Raw genomic sequence first — 24025 nt, 5'->3', positions numbered from 1 at the left:
TACCGGAGCTTTTTAGCATGTCCAGCAAAGAAACTAAGCAGAAGCCACAAGACCCCACTACCTCTGAAGAATTTCCTGAAGTGTTTGAAGTTCCGGAAGAACCTGAAGGCCGCCGACCTGACCTCTCCATGACGTTGAGCATCAACTGGCCATCGAACCCCCGTGTAGTCTGTGCCCCTCAGTACCTTGAACTGCCTATCGTTCGATTGTTGCCCGGGCAGCTGGGTTATTTCACAGATACGCCAGAAGGCTATGTTCTTGAACGCTTAGACCTGCACGCAGTAGAAGCGGTGGAAAATGAAGTTCTGTTGGCTCTGGAAACAGAAAGTGGGCAACTTCTGGCAGCTTTCGCTATTAACGGAACCCACGTTAAGCGGATCTCTATTAAAGGAAAGGATGTGATTCCAGAAGGTCAGTATCTGGGTAAAGAGTCCGTCTTCATCCGCAATATTGGTAACGATCTGAACAAAGCAAAAGGCAAGCTGGTTATCGCGTTTCGTGGTTACCTGATCGAATACTGGCGCTGATATGGACAGGGTGTCTGAACTGGTCGAGCTGATGATTAACAAACCTAGCTCCAGTTACGCCGGGTTTGATCATTTGACTCTGGACGCCCTCATTCGTCATAACTGGAATACTGGTCAATGGGTCATCCTGACCGGATCAGATAACGAGCTTTATGGTTGGCTTGGCTGGATGGCGTTGGACGACAAAAGCCTTGAAGTCATTAAGGAAGACGGTCTGATTCAATGTATTCGTTCAGAGTTCATTCTCTGGCCTGGTAACCATATTTATTACACCCACTGTATTACATCTCCGGACGCGCCCAGGAACACCTATCGACGGCTCCGCATTCTGGCAGAAGCGCGCAACCCGGAGGCTCAATCATTCAATGCACACCTGATAAACCGGCGCGGCCGTGTTCGGTGGTATTCGCGGGAGGGAAAGCACCATGGGAATCAGCCTGGGCGGCGGTAAGAGTAAAAGCAAAAGCCAGAGTTCATCGGAAAGCAGCCCTCTATCCCCTGATGAGGTTCAAAAGTATTTCGAGATGATCAACAAAAACAGCGGAGGCCGCCTGAATGACTGGGCAACTAATGGCACCGCTGCGGTTAATTACAACCCTCTGACTAAGGAGGAACTGTCAGCTATTGGCGGCGCAGGGGAGACCCGAAGGCAGGCAACAAAAGAGCTTCTTAATAATCAGATGGACACTATTAAGAACGACTCATCCCTGACTGTAGCCCAACGCATGAGAGGCCAGCAGGTGGCGAATGAATCTGCCAGCAAGTCTCTGGATGGAATCAACAAGGAAGTGGAAGCCAGTATGTCGGCACTGGTCAGTCAGGATCGGATGCGGCAGTACCAGGCTGCCCTGCAGAACAGTCTGATCCCCCGTGAAGATCTTGCAGCAATAGCCTCTATTTTCTTTGGCGGCAAAGGGCAGAAGAGCAGCAGTCAGAGCAGCGGATCCGGTAGCAGTTGGAACTTTAGTGGAGGTGTTAAAATATAATGCCTCTCTTTCAGGACATAGCTGACTGGGCCGGGGACATTAAGGCACGAACTCAACGGCCTCTTTTAGAACTTCAGCAGGAATTAAAACAGCAGCAGCTTAATGACGCTCTGGATAATGTTTTGGCACTGGACGCCCAGCGTCGTCAGGCCAAAAATCCACAGATACCACTTCGACCACAGACCTGGAACAGCGGCGATGAATTAAAGCTGGCTCAGCAAATGGCACTGGCAGGACTCAACAAAAAAGAGATGATGCTGGGTGATCTGGCACAAGATAAACGAGATTCTTTCCGAATAGCCAAGAATGGCCTTGGTGACAATGCTTATGCACAAGGCAATCTGGCTAACGGGTTGGATATTTCTCCAGTTCGTCACAGTGGTGGCCTGACCTATAACCGCTTTGGCCGTGATTCGACAGAAGCCATTCTTCATTTTACCGACAAGCTCAAAGGTGAAGGTCTGGAGGCTCTGGCAAAAGGCAAGCAGGAAGAAATGCGTAATCAGGTACTGGCAGACTTCCTGACTAATGGAAACGTCCCCGGTTTGATGAAGGTAGACGCAGCCAATAACAAATCTCTGTTCAAACCTGAAAGGGTTAAGGTGGAAGGTGCTGATGGTAACGCGACTTACTATAACGCTACTCCTAATCTAAACGGTGGAATTGATTATACCCCTGCTCAGGATAACAACGGACAACCTCTCCGAATCGCCGCTAGCGAGAGTGCGACTTCCCTGGAGAAGAACATTGAACTGATGAAAGACTATGGCTATAGCGGTGGCGAGGCTCTTCAAATTCTTACCAGTACCCGCCGCAAAACATCCAGCCAACTCTGGGAAGAATTTATTAAGCAGGCCAGCACTTCACCTTCAACCGGCTTTGGCTCTAACCCCGAAAAAGTAAAACAGTTCGCTACTGAACTGTTCACTATCGCCCGACCTGATGAGTCCATTCCTTCCATGGTGGACAAGATAAATCAGGGGGGTTCTGCTTCACAACATCAAGGCGTTCAAAGCGAAGACTCCACAGAAGAACCTCTGGAAACCAGAACCGTCAACGGCGTAACTTATTATCGGGACAAGAACGGGTGGTACAGGAAGTGAAAGAGTATATTTCCGATCCGGCACTTCTGGACGAACTTAACGGCGACAGCAACCAAAAACAGTATATTAATGACCCCGCCCTTCTGGCCCAACTCAATGGTGAAAGCACTCCGGCAACAGGGCGGAATTATGTTTCTGACCCCTCCCTCCTGGCGGAACTTGAAGGCAGTCGTTCACCCACTGAAGGCATTCAACCTGAACCCCCTGCACAGCCACAACTGTCACCCTACGACACTCGCTATAACGACCTGATGACAGAAGAAGAGCAACATCAGGCGGCCATGGCTGACTATGAGCTGGCACTGGCCGATTATCAGGCAGAACAGGCTCTGCCCGTTATGGCTTCCCACACTCTGGCTGAACCGGTTCGTCCTGAATTATCTGTTCGTGATCTGGCTACCATTCAGAGTGATTATGAACTGGGTTTGCAATACCTGAGAGAAAGTGAGTTCAGCCAGATTGTGAATGATCTGGAGCAGGGTTATTACCCCGGTTATGAAGGCCGGACGCTGGTTAAACAACTTGGCTCTGGGTTAACCCCGGAAGCACAAAGCATTTTACAACTGGCCCAATTAACCGGCGAGGAACTCAATAAGCAGCGTCATATCTCTAATCAACTGACCACCGACGAAGACCGTAAACAGGATGTTTTCCGCCGGGGCTTTTATAACGATTTGACGTTTGGCTACGCAAACGCACCTGACGAAGACAGGCTAAACAGTGACGATCTTCAGGTAGCAGCCCTTGAGCGAGCTGAGCAACTGATCCGAAACGAGGAAGCCACTAATCACCCTTTACAGAACTTTCTGGGTGAAGCCGTTGGAACACTCTTACCCTTTGGCGCAGGTGTAGCCGGGCTGAGAGCATTAAGGGTGGCTCGTGGCCTGACTCCTGTTGGCGCAGGCGCTACTGGTGCCGTTGTGGAAGGTGCGGCAGTCGGTGGCCCGTTAGGTTTTCTGCGTCGTCCGGAAGGTGCTGAAAGCATGAGCCCGGGTGAAAACGTTCAGGCTCGTCTTCAGAACGCATTGATCGAAGTGGGCGCGGGAGCAGTGTTTGATGCGTCCGCAGTAAAAGCCGGTGAAGGTCTGGTGAAAATGAGCCAATGGCTGAAAGCGGCACCGAAACTGGCTAAAGACAAGCAGATCCGAAATCAGGCGAGAAAAGCAGGTTATGACGATCCGGAAGATTTTATCAGTGATCTGGTTGAAGTGATCCAGACCGATGAAGGCGCGTTTGTAAAACCAAAAAAGGAAATATTCGATGAACCAAGCCAGCCAAAAAACACAGAAGAGTCTGAAACCTTATCCACTGAGCAAGTCAGTGCGCAAACGGCTGAGACAGTTGATTCCCCAGAATCCGGATCCAAAGTTCCTGTAACAGACCCACTTTCCGGCGTTCAGGCTTCCGGATCTGTAAGCTCCGCTACCCCAGCAAGCCCCATGAGCCGAGTGACCACCATTCGGGGAACACCGGTCGATATTGAGTATCGTGTGGTTGAAGCTGAAGACCTGATCACTTCTCATCAGGAAAACGGTATTGAGAATCCGGATTATCCTTCAGCCCTGCAACCAAGGGACAGGGGCCGGGGAGCCAGTGAAGCGCAGTTGAGAAAGCTGGCTGCAACCCTACGGCCTGAATGGTTGTCAGCCTCTCCCAAAGCGTCCGACGGGGCTCCTATTGTGGGGCCCGATGGTGTGGTTGAATCCGGTAATGGCCGTGTATCCGCATTACGGTATGCCTACCAGGGTGAGAAAGGGGCAGAGTATCGAAACTGGCTTGAAGGAAACGCTGGCTTTTATGGTATGGATCAGCAACAGATAGCCGGTATGAAACAGCCTGTTCTGGTTCGTGTTCGCAAGACACCGATGAATGAGCTTCAACGGGCTCAGTTTACCCGGGAAGCCAACCAGAGTGATATAGCCCGGCTCAGCCCTACGGAGCAGGCACGAATGGACGCGGAGTTACTTCAGGATGAAGATATTCTGATGTATGCGCCGGACAGTGATGGCGGTATGTCTAACACTGAAAATCATGCGTTCCTGAGAGCCTTTGTGGATCGTGTAGGCGAGATGGAAGCAGGCTCCATGATTGACAGTCAGGGCAGACCCAACGCCGATATGGTGAAGCGGGTTCAGGCCGCTGTGTTTTCTAAAGCCTACGATGATGACCGGTTGATTACCCTGTTCGCAGAAGAAGCCGACCCTGATGTCAGGAACCTGCTGAACGCACTAAATACCGCCAGCCCTGCTTTTGCCCGAGCCCGTTCCATGGATCAGGCACTGGGTGGCAGTGACGTGAACATTGTTACGAACCTCATGGACGCTGTGGATATAATTCGCACGTCTCGCCGTGATCGTCAGGCCGTGAGCGAAATTCTTGATCAGAAATCCCTGCTGCAAGAAACCGAAGAAGTCACTGGTCAGTTAGCTCGTTTCCTGGATAACAATATGCGCTCTCCCCGTCGTATGGGTGAAGCCCTGAAAGAGCTGGGGCTCCAGTTAGAAAATCATGTCATCAAGGGCGGTGATGATCTGTTTGGAGCGTCCACGGTCAGCAAATCGGACTTTATTGATTCAACCAATCGAACCTTGAGAGGGCGTCATGGCGAAGCAGCGCAAACCATTCCCACAAAAAATAACCCGTCTCAACCCTTCCGAAAGGAAGAAGGCGCGTCTTTACGAACAGATGATAAAGCAGGCCGTGGAGCAGGCGAACAAGTTGGAGCTGGACGAAGAGCCGCTGTCGCTGAATCCACTCCCGTCAGTGACGGAGAAGCCAGAGTCTACCTGAAAACCGGTGACTCAGGTGATGGTCTGGAAGTGATGGGGCGCTCTGTCCGTCATGTGAAAACCAGCAGACTCCCGACCGGTAAAAAAGTGATCAGCGAACCCAGTGATATGGCTCATATTACCGCACCGTTCAGGAAAGACGCTCAGGAGTCGTTTATCACCGTTGTGACGGACGACAATGGTGAAGTGTTACGAGTCGCCAAAATGTTCACGGGTGATCGTGATAATACGATGGTGAACCCGGGCGCAGTGGCTGGACTGATCAGTAATACACCGGGCGCAAAGAAGGCATGGTTCGCTCATAACCACCCTTCCGGCAATGTATCTCAGAGCCCTATGGACAGAGACCTGACCGCTCAGCTTCATGACCTTCTGGACGGGACCGGCATTGAAGCCCAGGGCTCAGTAGTGATCGGCCCCTCTAACAAGTACAGCTATTACCACCCAACTAACCGACAGGGTGAGTTTGGAAATGAAATGGCAGCGGATCAGCTGGATATTGATGGCGAGATAGAAGCACCTATACCAGCTTATGGCCGTCGTGAATCTCTGGATCTGACCGAACGAAAACTGACAGGAAAAAGTACCGATCAGCCTCCGGTATTGAGTGGTGACGATCTGGAGCGGTACTTCACCACTAATGATCAACAGAAAGAGGGTGTGGTTCTTCTGGATAACCAAGCTCGGCCCGTTGGCTTTTTATCTTTGTCTAAAGATGAAATGCGCAGCCTGCGCACTGGTGAGAGTGGTGGTTCCCGTCAACTGCTTTCAGCCATTGACCAGACCAATGCCTCTTATATTGGTGCACGGGTGGACAGTGCCCAAAACTCCGAAGTTTCCCAGATCGCCGGTAATTTAAACGGTTTCAGTCAGCAGGCGAATGTTCGCCTGGTTGATGTCGTGGATGGACAGGGAAAAGCTTTGGGTACCCGTCAGGATATTCCCAGCCAGAGTACGTTCTATGCAAACCCTGTGGGTGTCGCCTTTCGGGAAGTGGGAAAAGAACTGGGGCTGGAAGGTGGCTTCTCAGCCGCAGCCGGTGGTGTTTACGGTGGCGTGAGTTCCGATCAGGAAACCTTTTCGGGTACCTGGTGGCAAGATGTGATGGAAGGTGCTGCGATGGGCGGCGCTGCCAGCTGGGGACTGCGTAAAGCGAAAGTGATTGGTGTAGATAGCATCACCGGACGTTATTTTGAAAAGCTGGGTAAGGCTCTGGATGAACTGCCACTGATTGGCCGTGGTAACGCTGAAGTTCGTGACCTAAAGAAAAAGCAGCAGCTGATGAAGCAGGTGATTGATCGCCAGACGGAACAGGTGGGTAAGGTTCTGATGGAGAGCTTTACACCTTCAGAACGGGCAATAATGGCTGACCTGATTGAAAACCGGGGCATCATCAAAGATTACAACCTAATTCACAAGCAGGCTCATGAGCTGGATGAGTTTATCACCTTCACTTCTGACCGGATGAAGAAGCTGGGCATGTTACCGGCAGAACTGGAAACTGGTGGCTACCTGCACCGCTATTACGCCAAACATCTGAAGCTGTTAAAGAACCCTCTGAAGACCAGTCCGAAGAAACAGTCCCTGTCCGGCTCCTGGAGTGCACGACGGGGAACCGATGATACGTTCAGTCAGGAATTTATGTCTACCCGTGGTCGTCAGTTATTAAAAGAGCATGCTGATCTGACTGAGCAGATCAACAAACTTGAGAAAAAGCTGGGTGACCTGATTAACCCTGAAACCCGTGGGAAACTGGGTGAATTGAAGGAGCAACGTGACAGCATCGAGGCCATTAAGTTCAGGGAGTATCTGGGCGTTCAGGATGGCAAGACCCGAAGCTTTATTTTCACTTCTGATGAAGTACCGAAAGTACCCGGTATTGAAGAACCAAAGACGGCAACTCAACTGGATGGAAATAAAGACTGGTTCCGGAAAATGAAGAAACAGCCTGTTCGCCAGAACGGGTTAACGGATACCGGACGCAGTTGGCATATGCGCGGACAGGTTAAGGATAAAGGTCTGTTCTGGCGTGACTGGACAAAAGAAGAGCGTACTTCATGGGGCGAGATAGAAGACGCAGGTTATCGTTTTGTTCGCGGTCAGGCGGAAGTGGCTCATGACCTGAGTATGGCGACTATGTTTGATCGCGCTGCCAGAAACAGTGACTGGGTGAGCAGCTCTCCGAAAGTTGTTGACGGTAAAGAGTGGGTTCATGTTCCTGATAGCAAGGTCAATAAAAACTCCCCACTGAAAAAGTATGGTGCGCTTTCCGGTCAATATGTGCGACCTGATATATGGGCTGCACTTCGTCATCATGGCCGAGCGCCTTTTGGCAATAGCCTTCCTGTTCAGGTTTACCGTGGCGCGGTGAATCGCTGGAAGCTCTGGAAGACAGTCTATAACCCGGTGACGCATTTCAATAACACTTTCAGTAATACTGAAATGTATTATCTGTCGGGTTATGAGGCAAAGTATCTGGCTAATGCGCTGAAAGAGCTGAATCAGGGGGAGAACAGCGAGATATGGAAAGAAGCCCGTGATGCTGGCCTGTTTGGTTCTGACTGGGGCTCCAGCATTGTGAAGAACGCCGAAGGGGGAACTAACAGTGTTCTGGATGATCTGGCGGAAAAACTGAGAAATCAGCCAGAGATTCCTGACGCCATTGAAACCACTGACCAGGTTATGAGATTTAAGGAGTGGTTTATCAAAACCAGGAACGCAGTGAAAGGCGCTGATACCCGATTGGGTTCTGGTCTTGAACTGGGTAAAGCTGTCGCCGCTCCTGCTTCACAGTTTTTCAGAAAACCCGTTCACGCAATGGCCAGATCTGCACAGAACCTTTACCGACTGGAGGATGAGTTCTTTAAGCTGGCGGTTTATATGAGCGAGCGGAATAAGGGGAAGGCTCCACTGGCGGCAGTACAAGACGCTAATCGTTTTTTCTTTGACTATAACGACCTTCCTAAAGCGGTGAAGATTGCCAGAGACCTCCCTATTGGTAGCCCATTTATCAGTTATACCTGGTTAGCTGTACCAGCGATGATTCGCAACGCCATTGAAAGGCCGGAAAGGTTGTTTATGCTCGCGGCTGCGTATGAAGGAATTAATTTCGCGGGAATGTCGGTTAATGATGATCTTCAGCCCGGAGAGTACTGGCAGAGAGTAGAAGATGAAAACGCACTGTATCCGAACTGGATGAAAGGACGGACGATGTTTGGCGCGAATAACTCAATTTCTATTCCTTTCCTGGAAGGTTACAAACTGTCGCTGGCTAATGCTCATGCTTTGGGGAACCCCTTTTTGGGTGAAGCGAGTAACCGCGCCGGATCAGTCCCTCCTGCTCTTGCAGCCTGGGGAAGTGACTGGTTAGGCTCAAACCCACTTCATGTATTGTACGACATCGCCTGGAATGAAAACTGGAAAGGTCGGGAAATCGTTTCTCCTGAAGCGTCCGTGCAAGAGAAAGTGAGCGCGTATACCAACTATATGTATCAAAGCTGGGGACCCTCCAACATTCTGACACCGGGTAGTTATCACCAACAAAAAATTATCGAAGGGCTGGCAAATAATGTTGCTGAGGCTAAAGCCCGGGGAGAGGAACCAAACAGCATAGCCGCAACCATTGTGGACATTGCCAATGTGACGGCTAGCGCTCTGGGTGGTGGTCAGTTTACTGGTGTTGATGGCATGGATAACCCAATCCTTACCCGTGACTCAGCTTTAGCCTCTGTGGGAATCAAGTTGCGACCTGTACGAACCGAGCAGTTTTATCAGTTTGAGATCAGTGATCTGGTAAAACGTCAACAGCAGGTTAATAAGGATTATAGGAGCGCCAGCCTGAAGCATTCAGAAGGGAGGATAACAACGGAGCAGTATCAGCGGGCGGGAGAGCATCATGAAAAGAGAACAGCAGAGATCAGTGAAAAAATGACCAAACTCAATGAGGCAGAACAGCGACTACGGTAAGTACTTGAATTAACATACTGTACAAGTGTACAGTGTTCCAGTCGCAAGGGAGGAGCTATGAAAGAAGTTGTCGAGAATATGTTTACCAAAAAACAAGCAATTGGCAGCCTTGGGTTACTGTCCAAAGCATTGTGTGAATGTCAGGGGGGGCTACGGGCGAATGAGGCGAAGGCCGTTGCAAAGATTTTGTCTGAAGTTCAGCTGGCGTTAGTGGATGTGGAGGCTGAAGCCTGCCTCCACGAGAAAGAAAAGGAAATTGATTAGTTCTGTTCCAGATCATCCGGGCGTTGTTCCAGTGCCCGGTTCAATTCAGCTAAAACCCGTTCACACTGAACCTTCATTTTCATTGCCTCATCCAGCGACAACAGCTTTGGCATACTTTTAATAGACAGGCTTTTAAGGGCGACCATGGCAATGATTGCGGAGTTAATAGCGCTTTCTTCCAGATGTTTTTTTAAAAGGCTCATGACTGCACCTCCTCAGAAAAAATCGCCTTGGACAGGATATAGACATTTTTTCTAACCCCCTTACAGTGACGGTTGGCTGAAAGCTGATTCATTTTCCGAGTCAGGCGATCACTGTCGCAGAACAGCAGGCCGGTATCGCGCAGGTGGCGCAAGGTCGCAAGCTTATCGTATCCCCGAATAATGGATTCGAACTGATCGACATAGAGGAAAACACAATCAGGATCGTGCTCCCGAACCTTGTCTATAGCCCTCTCCCGTAATTTACCCAGAGGCATAATGCACCTCCCTGCAAGCTCCGGCGTCAAGTTTCGACCTGAAAGCAACTTTTCTACCAGTTGAGGTGTTACACCCTGATCAACCAGATAAGCCTGAACCAGCCGGGGATTTACCCGGCGCAGTTCCGCCATAGTTTTTGGGTTCAGTTTGTCAAAAGGAGAGATTTCATTTTCAGGAAAGGTATTTTTAGGGCGATTCCAGTAGCGGTACAACACCTCGAAACACTCATCCTGGTAGCAAATGACCTTTGCCCTTAAATCTTTCCGTACCTTGTTAGGGTTAATAGAGAAGAGCCAGCCGTTCAGCTTGCGGAGAGGGATACAGAGCATTTCCTGTATTCCACTTGAGGTTTGGCAAGGTGTACTGATAATAGAATACCTTGAAGGTGTATCGTTATCGATACACCTTTCGGATGATAATTTATTACGCTGGCTACCCCAGCTCATACCAAGAGCAAGTACTATAGGTTTGAGAGCAACATACCGTTGATCGTTTACAGAAAGGGTAATCAGAGAGTCCCCGTGGAAGGGTACTGTTTCGATAGGGTACATATGGGATTCCTTTATATTTTTTGAGTTCGCCCATTTTTGAGTTTGGGCGCCGGGAGCTCAAAAGCCCTAAAGGAAAGGCCGGGTTTATTCCCCTTTCGGGTATTTTATTCACCGCACTCCCGGCTCAACATCTAGACGTACGTCAAGCGACGTGCATAAAATATCTGAGCCAGATTTTTACACCTGAAATTCAGGCATAAAAATACCAACGCTGTCGGGGTTGGAGTTCCGTCCTTTAGGTGTTTTTGAGCACCTACGTATATTTTAAGATTAATGGGGAGTGGTATGTCAAGAATATTTTTTTGGGGAAGTATACTGCTACTCCTTATACAGTATTCAACTGTTCAAGCGAGCGGATACACCGGAGGTGAAATTCTATCTAATTGCAAAGCCCTAATAAAAGTTTATGAAGAACAAGATCCTGATACAGATATGCTTGCGCTCTATAAAGCGAACACCTGTAAAACATTTATCATCGCAACTGTAGGAATGAATCAATATACTCAATTAAAAGACCCACAGTCTGTACATTTCTGCCCACCAGAGCAAGCAACAATCACGCAGTTTGCACGGATACTGACTAAGCATCTCGAAGCTAATCCAAATTTATTACACGAACATATAACGGCTATTGCTGTTGACGCTTGGGGAGATGAAGATGCTTTTATCTGTACTATGATAGAGGTTGGCACAAAAGAAGCACCTCCTCAATTCACAAGAAAAACGAACAACCCTTACCTCCCCAACATATTAGAGATGAAAAGGTTACGAGAATTGAATGGCGAACCAAAAAGCGCAGAAGTATTTTTAGATAATAACTAACGAAGAGTTTCCAAAAAACTCACCAGTGCCCGGCGAGAAGTCGGGCTCATGGATTGCGAAGCCAGCATTAAACGACTGTCCACAGTTTCCCTTTCCGAATCAAATAGCAGCCAGTCCGCCTTCACATCCAGAAACAGGATCAACCTGCAAAGGTTATTGAAATCCGGTTTTTTAAGGTCATCACACCACTGGCTGACAATACTGGGGCTCACGCCCAGGTGATCAGCTACAGTTTTTTTTGAGTACCTTGAACGTCGAATCGCCACAGCCAGACGATGACCAAAGGTTACTTGTGACGGCTTTTTGTTCGACATTTGTTCAGTCTATAAGTCCTTTTACCTGATGGTCTTGTGCTAGTTCACTTATTAGGCCATTCCGTAACCAGTGGTAAACTCTGCCCTTTCACGATGATTGGTAAATCAGTTCCAATAGAGTTTTTGACTTACGCAAGTCAATAGATTGAGTAGTTATGGATGAAGACTTGCGCTCAGCCCTTGCCCGCATTTCAGTTATTACCAAAATCCTTAAACGCACCAATGCAGAACTGCAGCCAGATGAAGTGGAAGCCTGCGGAGATATTCTCTCTGACGCTTACACCGATCTGTTGGGGTGCGTAGACGATACAGATAACCCTGAACCCTCAGAGCCTGAGCCTACACCAAGAATCAAAGTAGTGTCGTTACAAGCAGACAGGAGTTGATATGAAATCAACAGTGATAGAGAAAAACTATTATGTATTTAATTCTAATAGATTTTGTTCATGTCGCAGACGTGCCGCGCTGAACTTTTGGAGGTGATAAGAAAAAGGGCTTGCCAATGGCAAGCCCTTGATTTCTATAGCGTTGTTTGGTGCCGGCACCAAGAGTCGAACTCGGGACCCACTGATTACAAGTCAGTTGCTCTACCAACTGAGCTATACCGGCAAGGAACGATGCGTATATTATGTTCGGAGCTTGTTTTTGTCAACACGCTTTATGGTTTTATAAACAAAAACAGACTCTTAGGGTCTGTTTTTGTCACATTCCTTGTTTAGTGGCTTCCTGCCAGACTGCTTCCTGATTCAGTTTAAGCCTTCCTGGCTCTTGGGCATCCTGCCTGACTGATGGTTCTATTATGCAGGAATAGGAAAATTCGAACAGAAGGAAAAATCTATTGTCTTTGTGGGAAATCGACCATGGATGAATAAGTCGACGAGCTATGAACAAAGAAAGAAGTGATTAAGGAAAGATGTTTGGAAAATAAATGCAAAAAAGCCGAATCGCTCTTTATCTGAAGAGTGATTCGGCTTTTTTGAGGAATTTGGTGCCCAGGAGAAGACTCGAACTTCCACGCCCTTTCGGACACTAGCACCTGAAGCTAGCGCGTCTACCAATTCCGCCACCTGGGCAAATCAAGTTTTTTAAGAACTCTTGATGTTCTGTATAAGAACCACTCTTAAAATGAGTGGTGCCCAGAAGAAGACTCGAACTTCCACGCCCTTTCGGACACTAGCACCTGAAGCTAGCGCGTCTACCAATTCCGCCACCTGGGCCTCGTGAGCTGCGTTATCGTGCTCAGCAAGTGGTGCGAATAGTAGGGATGATCGCCGAAAGTGTCAACACTTTACGGCTTAAAAAATGATTGCGGATTTTACGCATGCATAGAAAAAGTGCTTTCATAAGTACTTGATACTCAAGTGATTACCCGGGGAGGCCAGAATGCAGTTAAACAGGAAAGATAGGCAGGTTCTGAACCAGCTCCTGAATTTTTGGGTAGATAAGGAGCTGTTGACCAGCGAGCAGTCTGCACGTCTGCAGCAATCCGTTACGGTGAAGAAAACAGGCTGGCAACTTCTGGCACGCTATGCCTTTTATTGCACCGTAGTCTGTGGTGTTTTAGCCATTGTTGCGGTGATGATGGATGATCGACTGATTGAACTTCTGTTAAAACTGTTTGATGCTTCTGCAATGGTAAAGTCTGCGGGCTTTGCTGTCGCGGCAGCTCTGGTTTTGTCTTTGGGGTATCGGTTTGGAAAGAAAGCACCCAACCGGCTTTATACCCGGGAGTCTCTCTATTTTCTTGGCGTACTGTTAATTGCTGCGTCTGACTGGTTTCTGGGGAAAGCCCTGGATACGGGCAGTGGACATTATTCAGTATTATTGCTGTCTGCCTGCTTTATATACGCCGTTGCCGGTTTAGTGCTTTCTTCCAGAACGTTATGGCTGTTTGCTCTGGGAACGCTTTTCTGGTGGTTTGTTGAAGAAATCGGCTATCAGACAGAGTATGCTTTTCACCTTTATGGGATGAACATCTTCATCTGGTTCAGCCTTTTTTCTGCCTTGGTTTTATGTAGTAGCTATTTATGTAGTAGCTATTTAATGCCGCACAGCCCCAGGACCCGCCTTTTTTTTCCAATGACAAAAACAACGGGGCTGCTATGTCTCTTTTCCGGTCTATGGGGGCTGGCTGTTTTTGGTAATTACGATAGCGCAGCAAACTGGAAAGCCGTGTCTCAGTTCGAACTGTGGCAGTGGAACTTGCCATTAGCCATTTCCAGTGGTGTCGCCGTTTGGGTTGGGGCAAAGTGGGATGATGATATTTACCAGCGTGTGGGCATCAGCTTTTTCATCCTTCTTATTTATACAATGTTTTTTGAATACGTCTGGGACGTGATACATCAAGCTTTGTTTTTTGTTTTGCTGGGATTGAGTTTCTGGGCGCTCAGCCATTTTGCAGAAAAAATCTGGCTTAAAAAACAGAGATGACCCATTACAACAAGAGCTCGAATGCTACTGCAAACGAGCTCTTTTATTGTATAAAAACAGGAATGTAATGCTTAATCGTTTACCGCATCTTTCAATGCTTTTCCCGGCTTGAAAGCAACGGTATTACTGGCTGCGATCTGGATAGCTTCACCGGTTTGAGGGTTCTTGCCGGTCCTGGCTGCACGACTGCGTTGCAGAAAAGTACCAAAGCCCACAAGGCTCACAGTATCTTCTTCTTTGAGTGCTTTGGTAATAACGTCAATGAGTGCGTTCAGGGCCTTACCGGCTTCGTCTTTGGTAAGGTCTGCCTGATCGGCAATGGCATTAACGAGATCTGGTTTGCGCATGGTGTCATGGACTCCCTTGTTGTTTTTTTGTGTCCCATTGGTGAGGCAACAACAAACAGACTAATTCACTGATGCCATAAGGGCAATAGCTGAATGCGCCTGAATGCCTTGATAGTCGGGCTTTCAACTGAATTCAGGCAATTTCCAGCATTTCAAAATCTGACTTTTCAGCCCCACAGTCAGGACAGAGCCAGTCTTCCGGCACATCTTCCCAGCGGGTACCAGGCTTTATGCCGTCTTCTGGCCAGCCTTCTGCTTCGTCGTAAATCAGCCCACAGACAATACATTGCCACTTTTTCATACTCCTCCCCCTCTCTCTCGATGGTTTTAGTTTTTATAGCTTTAGTCAGGGTGTAAATCCAGTCAATGGGCCTGCCATTCAATTTCAGACAAACACTTCACATTCAACTAAATTGAATGTGCTTTTCCCTAATATGAATATTGGTACCATTGTTGGATAATAAACACTTGAACTATTGAGGAGTCAGGTGTGAATAACACGACACAGGAGGTTCTCGGCACCTCCGCAGGGCTGAAACCTTCGTTTCTCGAACGCATTTTCAAACTGAGCGCACACAATACCACCGTTAAAACGGAGCTGATGGCCGGTGCAACCACCTTCATCACCATGTGTTATGTGATCTTTGTTATTCCGGCTATTTTGTCAGATGCCGGTATGGATTCCGGTGCACTGTTTGCCGCAACCTGCCTGGTCGCAGGTCTCAGCAGCATCTTTATTGGTGTCTACGCAAACTGGCCGGTTGGCCTGGCTCCGGGCATGGGACTGAATGCTTTCTTTGCCTATGCCGTTGTTCAGGGCATGGGATACAGCTGGGAACAGGCCATGGGTGCTGTGTTCTGGGGCGGTATTGGCTTTATGCTGTTAAGCCTGTTTAAAGTCCGTGAATGGATCATCGACAGCATTCCTGCCGGACTTCGGGTGGGTATCACCAGTGGTATCGGCCTGTTTCTGGCGCTGATTGGCCTTAAAAGTGCCGGAGTCGTGGTGGCCAGCCCCGGAACCATTGTTACCCTGGGGGATATCACTCAGTTTGGCCCGCTGATGGCGAGCCTGAGCCTGTTCCTGATTCTGGGTCTGTCTTTCCGTGGAATTAAAGCATCGGTATTGATTGCTATTGGTATTGTCTCCCTGATTGCCCTGATCGCTGGTGACGTGTCCTTTACCGGCATTGTGGCTACACCACCCAGCGTTGCCCCCATTGTTGGCAAGCTGGATATTATGGGTGCTCTGTCGCCTCAGATGATTGGTGTCATTGTTGCCTTCATGTTTGTAAACCTGTTCGACACCACCGGCACTTTGATTGCTGTGGGAGACAAGGCAGGTCTGGCCGACGAAAATGGCAAGATGACCAACATGAATCGCGCACTCATGACCGATGGGGCAGCGTCCTGGATGGGTGCCATTATGGGTACGCCAACAGTTACCACTTACGTTGAAAGCGCCTCCGGCGTTGCAGTTGGTGGCCGTACTGGTTTGACGGCTGTCACTGTGGGTGTATTGTTCCTGCTGTGTATGTTCCTGTCGCCTCTGGCTGGAATGGTGCCTGCCTATGCAACAGCGGGCGCACTGGTTTATGTCGCGGTTCTGATGGTAGGCAATCTGACCCGCATTGACTGGGATGACCTGACCGAAGCCGGGCCGGTATTGATCACCACTATTATGATGCCCCTGAGCTTCTCTATCGCTAACGGCATTGCCCTTGGTTTTATTGCTTACCCGGTCATCAAGATGCTGGCTGGCCGGACTTCTGATGTGAGCATTAGTGTCTGGGTTCTGGCTGCGCTGTTTGCACTGAAGTTTGTATTTTTTGGTATCTGAATACTTCAGTTTCCCTCCTGCAAAAGGTGTGCGTCCTGCACACCTTGCTCTGCTAAAGAATCCTCCTACAGAACCCTGTCTCAAAGTGCTATTGTGTTCTGGATAGTCAGCAGATCAGTTGAATACAACCAATGCCGTTTATAGATTTTGCTCACCAGACCTGGCAGCCCAAACCCGTGCTGACCGATGAGTGTATGAGGAATATTCCGGAACCCTACAGAAGTTGGCTGCTTGATTCCGGATCTCTGACTCAGCGTCTGAAGTCTATGTGTACCAGACAGTTCCGGGTCAAAGTGCTGAGGCATGAATGGGGCATTCCTTCCCGTTCAGAGCTGGAATTTCTTGGGTGCCATCATGAAATGGCAAGCATTCGGGAAGTGTTACTCATTGTCGATGATCGCCCCGCTGTGTTTGCCAGAAGTGTACTGCCTGCCAGCAGCCTGACCGGGGTAAACCGGGAATTACTGGAGCTGGGAGAACGCCCGCTGGGAGAGTTTCTGTTTAATCAGCCATCACTTAAACGGGGGCAGATTGAGATCGATGAACTGCCTGCCTGCCAGTTTAACCTGCATTTAGATCGACCCTACTATGAAGAAAGTGCCTGGGGAAGGCGCTCACAGTTTTACCTGAATGGTAAAGCCATTTCGGTTTGTGAAGTTTTTTTACCGGAATATAATCCAGAGCTTATGTAAGAGTACTTATAGAAAGTCTAACCTGTTAGACTGAAACCCAAGCCAGTTGCAAAAATGACAATCATCATGACGTACCTTAAAAAACTGGCGGGGGACTTTTCCAACCTTCAATCTTTTTCTGCCCGCTACCCCCGCATAAAGGATTTTGTCCAGCTGTGTCGGCTGGATCGCCCTATTGGCATCTACCTCTTGTTATGGCCCACCCTTTGGGCATTGTGGATGGCAGCAGAAGGTCTGCCAAGCCTGAAAAACCTGTTAATTTTTATTGCCGGAGTGGTTCTGATGCGCAGTGCCGGCTGTGTCATCAACGATTATGCTGACCGCCACTATGACGGCAGTGTAAAAAGAACCTGCAACCGCCCTCTGGTAACGGGAAAAATCAATGAAAAAGAGGCTCTGCTCTTTTTCTCGCTCCTGGTCGCCCTGTCTTTTGTTTTGGTTCTTCTTACGAACCTTTTGACGATCATGCTCTCTCTGGGTGGGCTTGCACTTGCGGCTGTTTATCCATTTGCCAAACGTTTTACTCATTTGCCCCAGGTGGTTCTGGGAGCCGCTTTTGGCTGGGCTATCCCCATGGCCTACGCAGCGGAAAGTGGAACGATAAGCCAGATTGGTTGGTTATTGTTTCTTGGCAACGTGTTCTGGACAGTAGGTTACGATACTCAGTACGCCATGGTGGATCGTGATGATGATGTGAAAATTGGTATTAAGTCGACCGCTATTTTGTTTGGTGATCTGGACAACATCATTATCGGCATCCTTCAATGCCTGGCTCTTGGTACATTAGTAATGGTCGGTATTCAGGCAGGTCTTGGCCTGAGTTTTTATTGTTCTCTGGTAGTTGCAGCAGGGATGTTTGTTCATCAGCAGCTACGGACGCGAAATCGGGAAAGAATGGACTGCTTTAAAGCGTTTCTTAGTAACCATTGGGTAGGAGCCGTCATTTTCTTGGGCATTGCTTTTGGTTATGTTTAAGCCTTTTTTAGTTTCCATAAGATAGAGGTGTCATCTGTTTGTAACATTTGAACTGTGTAATGGCGCAAATGGGATTTTATCTGGCAAAACAGGCTGCCAGGTTCTGTAACAGATGAGACAGGAAAGGTGAACAGGCATGTCAGGAAGAACAATTCTCATCGTCGACGACGAAGAACCCATCAGGGAGATGGTCTCAGTCGCTCTGGAAATGGCGGGTTATAACTGTCTGGAGGCGGCTGACGCCAAACAGGCACACGCTCAGGTTATCGATCACAAGCCAGACCTTATTTTGCTGGACTGGATGTTGCCCGATATCTCCGGCATTGAATTTGCGCGTCGTTTAAAACGCAATGAGCTGACTTCTGAGATACCCATTGTCATGCTGACCGCAAAAGGCGAGGAAGACCATAAGATTCAGGGGCTGGAAACGGGTGCAGACGATTACATCGTCAAACCCTTCTCGCCACGGGAGCTGGCAGCACGCCTGAAAGCGGTACTGCGCCGTGCCGGTGGGCAGGACGCCCAGAGCCCGATTATTATTAAAGGCCTTGAGCTTGACCCTGTAAGCCATCGCGTCAGCATCAACGGCAACCCGGCAGAAATGGGTCCCACGGAATACCGTTTATTGCAGTTCTTTCTGACGCACCAGGAACGGGCTTACACGCGCGGGCAGTTGCTGGACCAGGTCTGGGGAGGCAATGTGTACGTGGAAGAACGAACCGTCGACGTACATATTCGTCGGCTGCGCAAGGCGCTGGGGTCAGACTATGAAGGCTTTGTTCAGACGGTTCGCGGTACGGGTTACCGATTCTCGGTAAAGGTTTAAGACAGTTTATTAAAATTCGAAAATAGAGCCGGAATGACCAGTATTACCAAATCTTACGTCCTGAGCCGAATGCTGTTACTTTCCGGTGTCGGCTTCTGCCTTGGCTGGCTTCTGGGCAATGCCTTTCTTGGGCTCTCCATCGTACTGATGACTTATTGCCTCTGGAGTGTTAAAGAACTGTTCCGGTTGCTGGACTGGCTCCATGCAGCCAAAGACCGCAACGAAGAACCGCCTGAAAGCAAAGGCTTATGGGGTGAGATATTCGACGGAATCTATCGCCTTCAGAAACACCATGGACGCGCCCGCCGTCGCCTTTCTACGGTTATAGACCGAATCCAGTCTTCCACTACCGCATTAAAAGATGCAGTCATTATGGTGGACCGCCATAACAACCTTGAATGGTGGAACCTTGCTGCGGAAGAGTTGTTAGGCTTCAAGACGCCCGACGACAAGGGACAACCCATCACGAATTTGCTGCGTGATCCACGTTTTGTGGATTATTTTGAGCAGGGGCGTTATCAAAAACCACTGTTGATTCCCTCACCACTCAATGATGAGTACCAGATTGAAGTCAATGTTACTGTGTATGGTCGTGGCAACCGCATGATCATTGTCCGCGATGTCACTCGCCTTATGCAGCTGGAAATCATGCGTAAGGACTTTGTGGCAAACGTTTCCCATGAACTCAGAACGCCACTAACGGTGATCTCAGGCTATCTGGAAACGTTGATTGACGGTGTACACGATCATGATCTTCCACCAATATGGAGCAAGGCCATGAACCGTATGCAGGAACAGTCACTGCGTATGCAGGGGTTGGTGCAGGATCTGTTAACGCTGTCCAAACTGGAAGCCGCTGAAATTGATGAGAACAGCGCTGTCAGCCTGCGACCGATGCTGCACGCCATTGTTGAAGATGGCAAGGCATTAAGTGGGGAAAGTCAGCATAAGATTTATCTGGAATGCCCGGAAGATGCCGAGCTGGGGGGGTGCGCCCACGAGCTGCGCAGTGCGTTCTCGAACCTGGTGTTCAATGCGGTTCGCTATACCCCGGCAGGTGGCAAGATTCATGTACGCTGGTGGCAGGATGAAGATCGTGGCCATTTAATGGTGGAAGATAACGGTATTGGTATTGATCCTATCCATATTCCCCGATTAACCGAGCGTTTTTACCGGGTCGATAAGAGTCGTAGTCATGCAACCGGCGGAACCGGCCTGGGGCTGGCCATTGTAAAACACATTATGCTGCGTCACGGCGGGCGGATCAGTATCAGCAGTCATCCGGGCAAGGGCAGCAAGTTTGTCTGTCATTTCCCCAAGAAACGGCTGATGATTTTAGCCGATGAATGAGTGACCAAAACGGTCAATAGTATCAACATAAAAAAGGGAGCAGAGGCTCCCTTTTTGCTGTCAGTAGCGGCTGAAAGAATTATTCAGCAACGCAATCCAGACGTTTTTTGCCAGTGCGATCCAGGTAAGCCTGGAAGTCTCGAGGCAGACGGCCAGTGGTTGCGCCTTGCCACTGAATGGTATCGCCTGCTTCAGTCTGATATTCAAAAGTGTACTTCTGAATATTACGACGCTTTTTAGGTAGTTCCACTTCCAGAGCACCCAGATCATCCAGAGATACGCCACGATCATTCATAATTTGTTTGATCGCTTCGATGCTTTCCATTTTGGCCTGGCGCTTTTCGTCTTCTTTATCGCGAGCTTCCAGCTTTTCAGCAAGAACGTCGTTCATGCGAGAAATGATGCGCTCAAGATCTTCAGCATGAACATCTTTGAACAGGGAACGAATACGGGTTTTGCTGCTCAGGCGATGTTGAATTTCTTCAAAAACGTTCATTTAAAATGACTCCCTCATCTGACTTAATATCCGAATTATGTTTGTACGGACTTGGGTATTAATCTAAGTGTCCTTATTTATACAGCAAGGTTTTAATTGATGGAAGTATTCAAGTCTAATTTACGAAATAAAAATATAAAAACATCTAATTAAATGAATACAATATAACCTTGCTGACTTAAAACGGGGGTTATCAATATTTTATTTATTCCCTGAATTGAGATTGTCTGCAAATTGTTCTTTTCCTGTAAATGGTATTCAAAAATTGACGGGAATCAATCGATGTAAGATTTCATTAACCTTTATAATCCAGCAGAGCGCCTGTGAAGTCGACGACTCTGCTTTGTCAGCAATAAAGATTCAATACTTTGATTTACTTATCTTTTGACGATGCGCTTTTTTCCGGACAGTGATAAGACTGAATCACTTTATCACCCTGACAGGTTTCCATGGTGACATCAAATTGCCACAACCGGTGAATGTGCTTTAACAACTCAGGTGTGGTTTTATCCAGCGGCCGCCCCTGATGTTCATAGTGCTTCAGTGTTAATGTCCTGTCGCCCCGGGTGTCGACGCTGTACACCTGAATATTAGGTTCCCGATTGCCCAGATTGTACTGGGCTGCCAGCGCTTCCCTGACCTCTTTATAGCCCGATCCGTTATGAATGGCATCCACCTCAAGATAGGACTTACTGTCATCGTCCAGCACTGAAAACAGCTTTAAATCCCGCATGACTTTTGGGGAAAGGAATTGCAGGATAAAGCTTTCATCCTTGAAGTTTTTCATGGCGAAATGCACGGTTTCGAGCCAGTCGCTACCAGCAATATCCGGAAACCACTCTCTGTCTTCATCCGTCGGGTCTTCGCAGATTCGGCGAATATCCTGAAACATGCTGAAGCCAAGAGTATAAGGGTTGATACCACTGTAATGCGGGCTGTCAAACGAAGGCTGGTAAATAACATTAGAGTGCGAGTGCAGAAACTCCATAATAAAGCCGTCCGTCACTTTGCCTTCGTTGTGCAGTTCATTCATCAGATTGTAATGCCAGAAGGTGGCCCAGCCTTCGTTCATCACCTGAGTCTGCCGTTGTGGGTAATAATACTGGGCAATTTTCCGGACAATACGCACCAGTTCACGCTGCCAGGTTTCCAGCAGTGGTGCGTGTTTTTCCAGAAAATACAGTACATTTTCTTCCGGATCTTTGGGAAAGCGGACTTTTTTCTTTTCCTCTTTCTCTTCTGCCTTGGGAATCGTACTCCAGATGTCGTTCAGGGTTCGCTGAATGTATTCAGCACGTTCTTCCTGACGGGCTTTTTCCTGTTCTGCAGACAGCGGGCGGGGTCGCTTATAACGATTGACCCCCTGATTCATCAGGGCATGACAGGCATCAAGAATTTCTTCGACCTTTTCCACTCCATACTTCTCTTCACACTGCGCAATGTAAGACTTGGCGAACATCAGGTAATCGATGATGGATTCAGCATCGGTCCAGGTCTGAAACAGGTAGTTACCCTTGAAGAAGGAGTTGTGTCCGTAACAGGCATGAGCCAGCACCAGCGCCTGCATGGTCACAGTGTTTTCTTCCATCAGGTAGGCGATACAAGGATTGGAATTGATCACAATCTCATAAGCCAGCCCCATACGCCCGCGCTGATAATTTTGCTGGGTATGCAGGAACTGTTTGCCAAAGCTCCAGTGGTTGTACATCAATGGCATGCCCGTGGATGAATAGGCATCCATCATCTGTTCAGAGCTGATGATTTCAATCTGGTTAGGATAAGTGTCCAGCCGGAACTTATCGGCGATACGTGCCAGTTCCCGGTCGTATTCCTCAATCAGTTCAAAAGTCCAGTCAGGACCAGTGGAGATGAACTGTTTCTCCTTTTCATCCTTAACGGCTTTATCATTGCTCAGGGCTGTATCATCGCTCATGCGTTTTCCTTCTTCTCAAACAGTCTCCGGAAGACCGGGAAAATATCTTCAGGCGTTTTAATCTGCTGCATGGCAAAATGATCCGGGAACTGCTCCGCCACTGATTCGTATTCCCGCCACAGGTTCTGATGCGCGCGATCCGTAATCTCCACGTAAGAGAAATACTGCACCTTTTGCATAATGGATTCGGTAAGAATTTTTGAGCAGACGCTGGAGTCGCCTTCCCAGTTATCACCATCGGAAGCCTGGGCAATATAGATGTTCCAGTCAGACGGACTGTAACGCTTGTCGATAATATCCCGGTTCATTTCCAGGGCGCTGGATACAATGGTGCCACCGGTTTCCCTTGAATAGAAAAAGTCATCTTCGTCGACCTCTTTTGCTGCGGTATGGTGACGAATAAAGACCACTTCAATTTGTTTGTAATTGCGTTGCAGGAACAGGTACAGCAGGATAAAAAAGCGTTTAGCCATATCCTTGATTTCCTGTGTCATGGAACCCGACACGTCCATAACACAGAACATCACCGCTTTATTGCTGGGACGTGGTACCCGGATACGATTGTTGTACTTGAGATCGAAATCATCAATAAACGGTAGCTTTTTCAGCTTACCGTTCAGCCGCTTGATCTCTTCCCGCAACTCAATAGCCCGTTCCAGGTCAGTCGCGTCAGGGCTGACTTCCATTTCCCTGAGTTCTTTTTTAAGGGCTCGAATTTCTTTTCGGCTGGAACCACCCAGAGCAATTCGCCGAGCGTGGGCAGAGCGTAGCGAACGAACAATATTTAAGCGATCCGGTGAACCTTCATTGGTGAAGCCTGCATTTTTGGTTTCATACTCTGTGGCGTCATGAAGCTGCTTACGAACCAGGTTGGGCAGTTCCAGATCGTCAAACATGTGAGAGAGAAACTCTTCATGATTAATCTGGAAGGTAAACTCATCCATTCCATCACCTGAATTGCCAGCCTTGCCAGAACCGCTGCCACGCCCTGCTCCACCATTGGGACGCTTGATACGATCACCCTCAACAAAATCTTTATTGCCAGGATGCACCTGTTTATAACGACCGCCCTGACCGTGCTGGAAATGGGGTTCGGATAAATCCTTGGTAGGAATAGTGACTTCACTGCCAGACTCAACATCTGTAATGGAGCGTTTATTGACCGCTTCAGAAACCGCTTTCTTGATGTGTTTGCGATAACGATCAAGAAAGCGCTGACGGTTAACCGTACTTTTGTTTTTTCCGTTCAGACGACGGTCAATGATTATACTCATCCACACGCTCCCTGTTTGTTAGTCGTACAACGGGGCAGCTTTCCTTCCTTTCCAGCTACCC

Annotated in this window: 22 protein-coding genes and 3 tRNA genes; 14 read left to right on the top strand and 11 right to left on the bottom strand. The window is 48.5% G+C overall.

Features of this window, described 5'->3' with window-relative positions; all coding sequences use genetic code 11:
* Nucleotides 1-17 precede the first annotated feature (17 nt).
* From NX722_RS23455 to NX722_RS23430, 6 genes are read left to right on the top strand one after another with little or no spacing between them, the layout of a single operon-like run.
* Entirely contained in the window at nt 18-527 is a 510-nt protein-coding gene (locus NX722_RS23455) for a hypothetical protein (RefSeq protein ID WP_262565276.1), read from the top strand.
* A 1-nt stretch (nt 528) separates the two neighbouring features.
* Nucleotides 529-978, top strand: a complete 450-nt coding sequence (locus NX722_RS23450) for a hypothetical protein (protein ID WP_262565275.1) — start codon at nt 529-531, stop codon at nt 976-978.
* Nucleotides 953-1513: a hypothetical protein gene (locus NX722_RS23445; RefSeq protein WP_262565274.1), complete on the top strand. Its 561-nt coding sequence runs from the start codon at nt 953-955 to the stop codon at nt 1511-1513. The genes NX722_RS23450 and NX722_RS23445 overlap by 26 nt, the downstream gene beginning before the upstream one ends.
* The gene (locus NX722_RS23440) at nt 1513-2616 is read left to right on the top strand and encodes a hypothetical protein (protein WP_262565273.1); all 1104 of its coding nucleotides are present in this window, start codon (nt 1513-1515) and stop codon (nt 2614-2616) included. The genes NX722_RS23445 and NX722_RS23440 overlap by 1 nt, the downstream gene beginning before the upstream one ends.
* Entirely contained in the window at nt 2613-9371 is a 6759-nt protein-coding gene (locus NX722_RS23435; RefSeq protein WP_262565272.1) for a JAB domain-containing protein, read from the top strand. Before NX722_RS23440 ends, NX722_RS23435 begins: the two co-directional genes overlap by 4 nt.
* A gap of 57 nt (nt 9372-9428) precedes the next feature.
* Nucleotides 9429-9635, top strand: a complete 207-nt coding sequence (locus NX722_RS23430; RefSeq protein WP_262565271.1) for a hypothetical protein — start codon at nt 9429-9431, stop codon at nt 9633-9635.
* On the opposite strand, the gene NX722_RS23425 is transcribed toward NX722_RS23430, so the two are convergent.
* Together NX722_RS23425 and NX722_RS23420 are read right to left on the bottom strand one after the other, a co-directional pair.
* The gene (locus tag NX722_RS23425) at nt 9632-9838 is read right to left on the bottom strand and encodes a hypothetical protein (RefSeq protein WP_262565270.1); all 207 of its coding nucleotides are present in this window, start codon (nt 9836-9838) and stop codon (nt 9632-9634) included. The two genes, NX722_RS23430 and NX722_RS23425, sit on opposite strands and share 4 nt — an antisense overlap.
* Complete coding sequence (locus tag NX722_RS23420) at nt 9835-10665, bottom strand: phage antirepressor N-terminal domain-containing protein (protein ID WP_262565269.1); 831 nt, start codon at nt 10663-10665, stop codon at nt 9835-9837. Before NX722_RS23420 ends, NX722_RS23425 begins: the two co-directional genes overlap by 4 nt.
* Before the next feature lie 285 nt (nt 10666-10950).
* On the opposite strand from NX722_RS23420, the gene NX722_RS23415 reads away from it, so the two are divergent.
* Nucleotides 10951-11487: a Rap1a/Tai family immunity protein gene (locus NX722_RS23415; protein ID WP_262565268.1), complete on the top strand. Its 537-nt coding sequence runs from the start codon at nt 10951-10953 to the stop codon at nt 11485-11487.
* On the opposite strand, the gene NX722_RS23410 is transcribed toward NX722_RS23415, so the two are convergent.
* Nucleotides 11484-11801 carry a helix-turn-helix domain-containing protein gene (locus tag NX722_RS23410; RefSeq protein ID WP_262565267.1) on the bottom strand — a complete coding sequence of 106 codons (318 nt, stop codon included), beginning with the start codon at nt 11799-11801 and terminating at the stop codon, nt 11484-11486. The genes NX722_RS23415 and NX722_RS23410 overlap by 4 nt on opposite strands.
* Nucleotides 11802-11956: 155 nt before the next feature.
* On the opposite strand from NX722_RS23410, the gene NX722_RS23405 reads away from it, so the two are divergent.
* Complete coding sequence (locus NX722_RS23405; RefSeq protein ID WP_262565266.1) at nt 11957-12187, top strand: hypothetical protein; 231 nt, start codon at nt 11957-11959, stop codon at nt 12185-12187.
* A 147-nt stretch (nt 12188-12334) separates the two neighbouring features.
* Here the strand turns inward: NX722_RS23405 and NX722_RS23400 are convergent.
* The 3 genes from NX722_RS23400 to NX722_RS23390 all read right to left on the bottom strand — a co-directional run bounded on the left by NX722_RS23400 (nt 12335) and on the right by NX722_RS23390 (nt 13018).
* Nucleotides 12335-12410 (bottom strand) — tRNA-Thr (locus NX722_RS23400).
* A gap of 377 nt (nt 12411-12787) precedes the next feature.
* Nucleotides 12788-12874: transfer RNA gene (locus NX722_RS23395), tRNA-Leu, on the bottom strand.
* Nucleotides 12875-12931: 57 nt separating this feature from the next.
* A tRNA-Leu gene (locus tag NX722_RS23390) sits at nt 12932-13018 on the bottom strand.
* A 166-nt stretch (nt 13019-13184) separates the two neighbouring features.
* On the opposite strand from NX722_RS23390, the gene NX722_RS23385 reads away from it, so the two are divergent.
* Nucleotides 13185-14231 carry a hypothetical protein gene (locus tag NX722_RS23385; RefSeq protein WP_262565265.1) on the top strand — a complete coding sequence of 349 codons (1047 nt, stop codon included), beginning with the start codon at nt 13185-13187 and terminating at the stop codon, nt 14229-14231.
* 71 nt (nt 14232-14302) lie between these two features.
* Here NX722_RS23385 and NX722_RS23380 read toward each other — a convergent pair whose 3' ends face one another.
* Nucleotides 14303-14578 (bottom strand): HU family DNA-binding protein, encoded by a 276-nt coding sequence (locus NX722_RS23380; protein WP_034877734.1) that lies wholly within the window; start codon nt 14576-14578, stop codon nt 14303-14305.
* Nucleotides 14579-14711: 133 nt separating this feature from the next.
* Nucleotides 14712-14879: a rubredoxin gene (locus tag NX722_RS23375; RefSeq protein ID WP_262565264.1), complete on the bottom strand. Its 168-nt coding sequence runs from the start codon at nt 14877-14879 to the stop codon at nt 14712-14714.
* Between the two features lie 300 nt (nt 14880-15179).
* On the opposite strand from NX722_RS23375, the gene NX722_RS23370 reads away from it, so the two are divergent.
* The 5 genes from NX722_RS23370 to phoR all read left to right on the top strand — a co-directional run bounded on the left by NX722_RS23370 (nt 15180) and on the right by phoR (nt 20261).
* Nucleotides 15180-16418, top strand: a complete 1239-nt coding sequence (locus NX722_RS23370) for an NCS2 family permease (RefSeq protein WP_262568715.1) — start codon at nt 15180-15182, stop codon at nt 16416-16418.
* 131 nt (nt 16419-16549) lie between these two features.
* Nucleotides 16550-17110: a chorismate--pyruvate lyase family protein gene (locus tag NX722_RS23365; RefSeq protein WP_262565263.1), complete on the top strand. Its 561-nt coding sequence runs from the start codon at nt 16550-16552 to the stop codon at nt 17108-17110.
* Nucleotides 17111-17176: 66 nt separating this feature from the next.
* Nucleotides 17177-18085, top strand: a complete 909-nt coding sequence (gene ubiA, locus NX722_RS23360; RefSeq protein ID WP_262568714.1) for a 4-hydroxybenzoate octaprenyltransferase — start codon at nt 17177-17179, stop codon at nt 18083-18085.
* Nucleotides 18086-18221: 136 nt separating this feature from the next.
* On the top strand, nt 18222-18911 hold the full coding sequence (phoB, locus tag NX722_RS23355) for a phosphate regulon transcriptional regulator PhoB (RefSeq protein ID WP_262565262.1): 690 nt from the start codon (nt 18222-18224) through the stop codon (nt 18909-18911).
* A gap of 33 nt (nt 18912-18944) precedes the next feature.
* The gene (gene phoR, locus NX722_RS23350; protein WP_262565261.1) at nt 18945-20261 is read left to right on the top strand and encodes a phosphate regulon sensor histidine kinase PhoR; all 1317 of its coding nucleotides are present in this window, start codon (nt 18945-18947) and stop codon (nt 20259-20261) included.
* Nucleotides 20262-20340: 79 nt separating this feature from the next.
* Here the strand turns inward: phoR and NX722_RS23345 are convergent, their stop codons facing one another.
* From NX722_RS23345 to NX722_RS23335, 3 genes are all read right to left on the bottom strand, one after another.
* A complete protein-coding gene (locus NX722_RS23345) occupies nt 20341-20757 on the bottom strand; it encodes an H-NS family histone-like protein (protein WP_262565260.1) in 417 nt (138 codons plus the stop codon).
* A 373-nt stretch (nt 20758-21130) separates the two neighbouring features.
* Entirely contained in the window at nt 21131-22690 is a 1560-nt protein-coding gene (locus tag NX722_RS23340) for a SpoVR family protein (protein ID WP_262565259.1), read from the bottom strand.
* Nucleotides 22687-23964, bottom strand: a complete 1278-nt coding sequence (locus NX722_RS23335; RefSeq protein WP_262565258.1) for a YeaH/YhbH family protein — start codon at nt 23962-23964, stop codon at nt 22687-22689. The genes NX722_RS23340 and NX722_RS23335 overlap by 4 nt, the downstream gene beginning before the upstream one ends.
* Between the last annotated feature and the right edge of the window lie 61 nt (nt 23965-24025).

The sequence above is a fragment of the Endozoicomonas gorgoniicola genome (genome assembly GCF_025562715.2).
GTDB lineage: Bacteria > Pseudomonadota > Gammaproteobacteria > Pseudomonadales > Endozoicomonadaceae > Endozoicomonas_A > Endozoicomonas_A gorgoniicola.
This window is presented reverse-complemented; position numbering and strand designations above follow the sequence as displayed.

What these genes read in the sequence shown, in the direction of transcription:
- NX722_RS23450 (WP_262565275.1), top strand. Translation starts at nt 529, where the DNA reads ATGGACAGGGTGTCTGAACTGGTCGAGCTGATGATTAACAAACCTAGC.
- NX722_RS23415 (WP_262565268.1), top strand. Translation starts at nt 10,951, where the DNA reads ATGTCAAGAATATTTTTTTGGGGAAGTATACTGCTACTCCTTATACAG.
- NX722_RS23345 (WP_262565260.1), bottom strand. Translation starts at nt 20,757, where the DNA reads ATGAACGTTTTTGAAGAAATTCAACATCGCCTGAGCAGCAAAACCCGT.
- NX722_RS23440 (WP_262565273.1), top strand. Translation starts at nt 1,513, where the DNA reads ATGCCTCTCTTTCAGGACATAGCTGACTGGGCCGGGGACATTAAGGCA.
- NX722_RS23425 (WP_262565270.1), bottom strand. Translation starts at nt 9,838, where the DNA reads ATGAGCCTTTTAAAAAAACATCTGGAAGAAAGCGCTATTAACTCCGCA.
- NX722_RS23370 (WP_262568715.1), top strand. Translation starts at nt 15,180, where the DNA reads ATGGCCGGTGCAACCACCTTCATCACCATGTGTTATGTGATCTTTGTT.
- NX722_RS23445 (WP_262565274.1), top strand. Translation starts at nt 953, where the DNA reads ATGGGAATCAGCCTGGGCGGCGGTAAGAGTAAAAGCAAAAGCCAGAGT.
- NX722_RS23405 (WP_262565266.1), top strand. Translation starts at nt 11,957, where the DNA reads ATGGATGAAGACTTGCGCTCAGCCCTTGCCCGCATTTCAGTTATTACC.
- phoB (WP_262565262.1), top strand. Translation starts at nt 18,222, where the DNA reads ATGTCAGGAAGAACAATTCTCATCGTCGACGACGAAGAACCCATCAGG.
- NX722_RS23365 (WP_262565263.1), top strand. Translation starts at nt 16,550, where the DNA reads ATGCCGTTTATAGATTTTGCTCACCAGACCTGGCAGCCCAAACCCGTG.
- NX722_RS23340 (WP_262565259.1), bottom strand. Translation starts at nt 22,690, where the DNA reads ATGAGCGATGATACAGCCCTGAGCAATGATAAAGCCGTTAAGGATGAA.
- ubiA (WP_262568714.1), top strand. Translation starts at nt 17,177, where the DNA reads ATGACGTACCTTAAAAAACTGGCGGGGGACTTTTCCAACCTTCAATCT.
- NX722_RS23380 (WP_034877734.1), bottom strand. Translation starts at nt 14,578, where the DNA reads ATGCGCAAACCAGATCTCGTTAATGCCATTGCCGATCAGGCAGACCTT.
- NX722_RS23420 (WP_262565269.1), bottom strand. Translation starts at nt 10,665, where the DNA reads ATGTACCCTATCGAAACAGTACCCTTCCACGGGGACTCTCTGATTACC.
- NX722_RS23410 (WP_262565267.1), bottom strand. Translation starts at nt 11,801, where the DNA reads ATGTCGAACAAAAAGCCGTCACAAGTAACCTTTGGTCATCGTCTGGCT.
- NX722_RS23455 (WP_262565276.1), top strand. Translation starts at nt 18, where the DNA reads ATGTCCAGCAAAGAAACTAAGCAGAAGCCACAAGACCCCACTACCTCT.
- NX722_RS23430 (WP_262565271.1), top strand. Translation starts at nt 9,429, where the DNA reads ATGAAAGAAGTTGTCGAGAATATGTTTACCAAAAAACAAGCAATTGGC.
- NX722_RS23385 (WP_262565265.1), top strand. Translation starts at nt 13,185, where the DNA reads ATGCAGTTAAACAGGAAAGATAGGCAGGTTCTGAACCAGCTCCTGAAT.
- NX722_RS23375 (WP_262565264.1), bottom strand. Translation starts at nt 14,879, where the DNA reads ATGAAAAAGTGGCAATGTATTGTCTGTGGGCTGATTTACGACGAAGCA.
- NX722_RS23335 (WP_262565258.1), bottom strand. Translation starts at nt 23,964, where the DNA reads ATGAGTATAATCATTGACCGTCGTCTGAACGGAAAAAACAAAAGTACG.
- phoR (WP_262565261.1), top strand. Translation starts at nt 18,945, where the DNA reads ATGACCAGTATTACCAAATCTTACGTCCTGAGCCGAATGCTGTTACTT.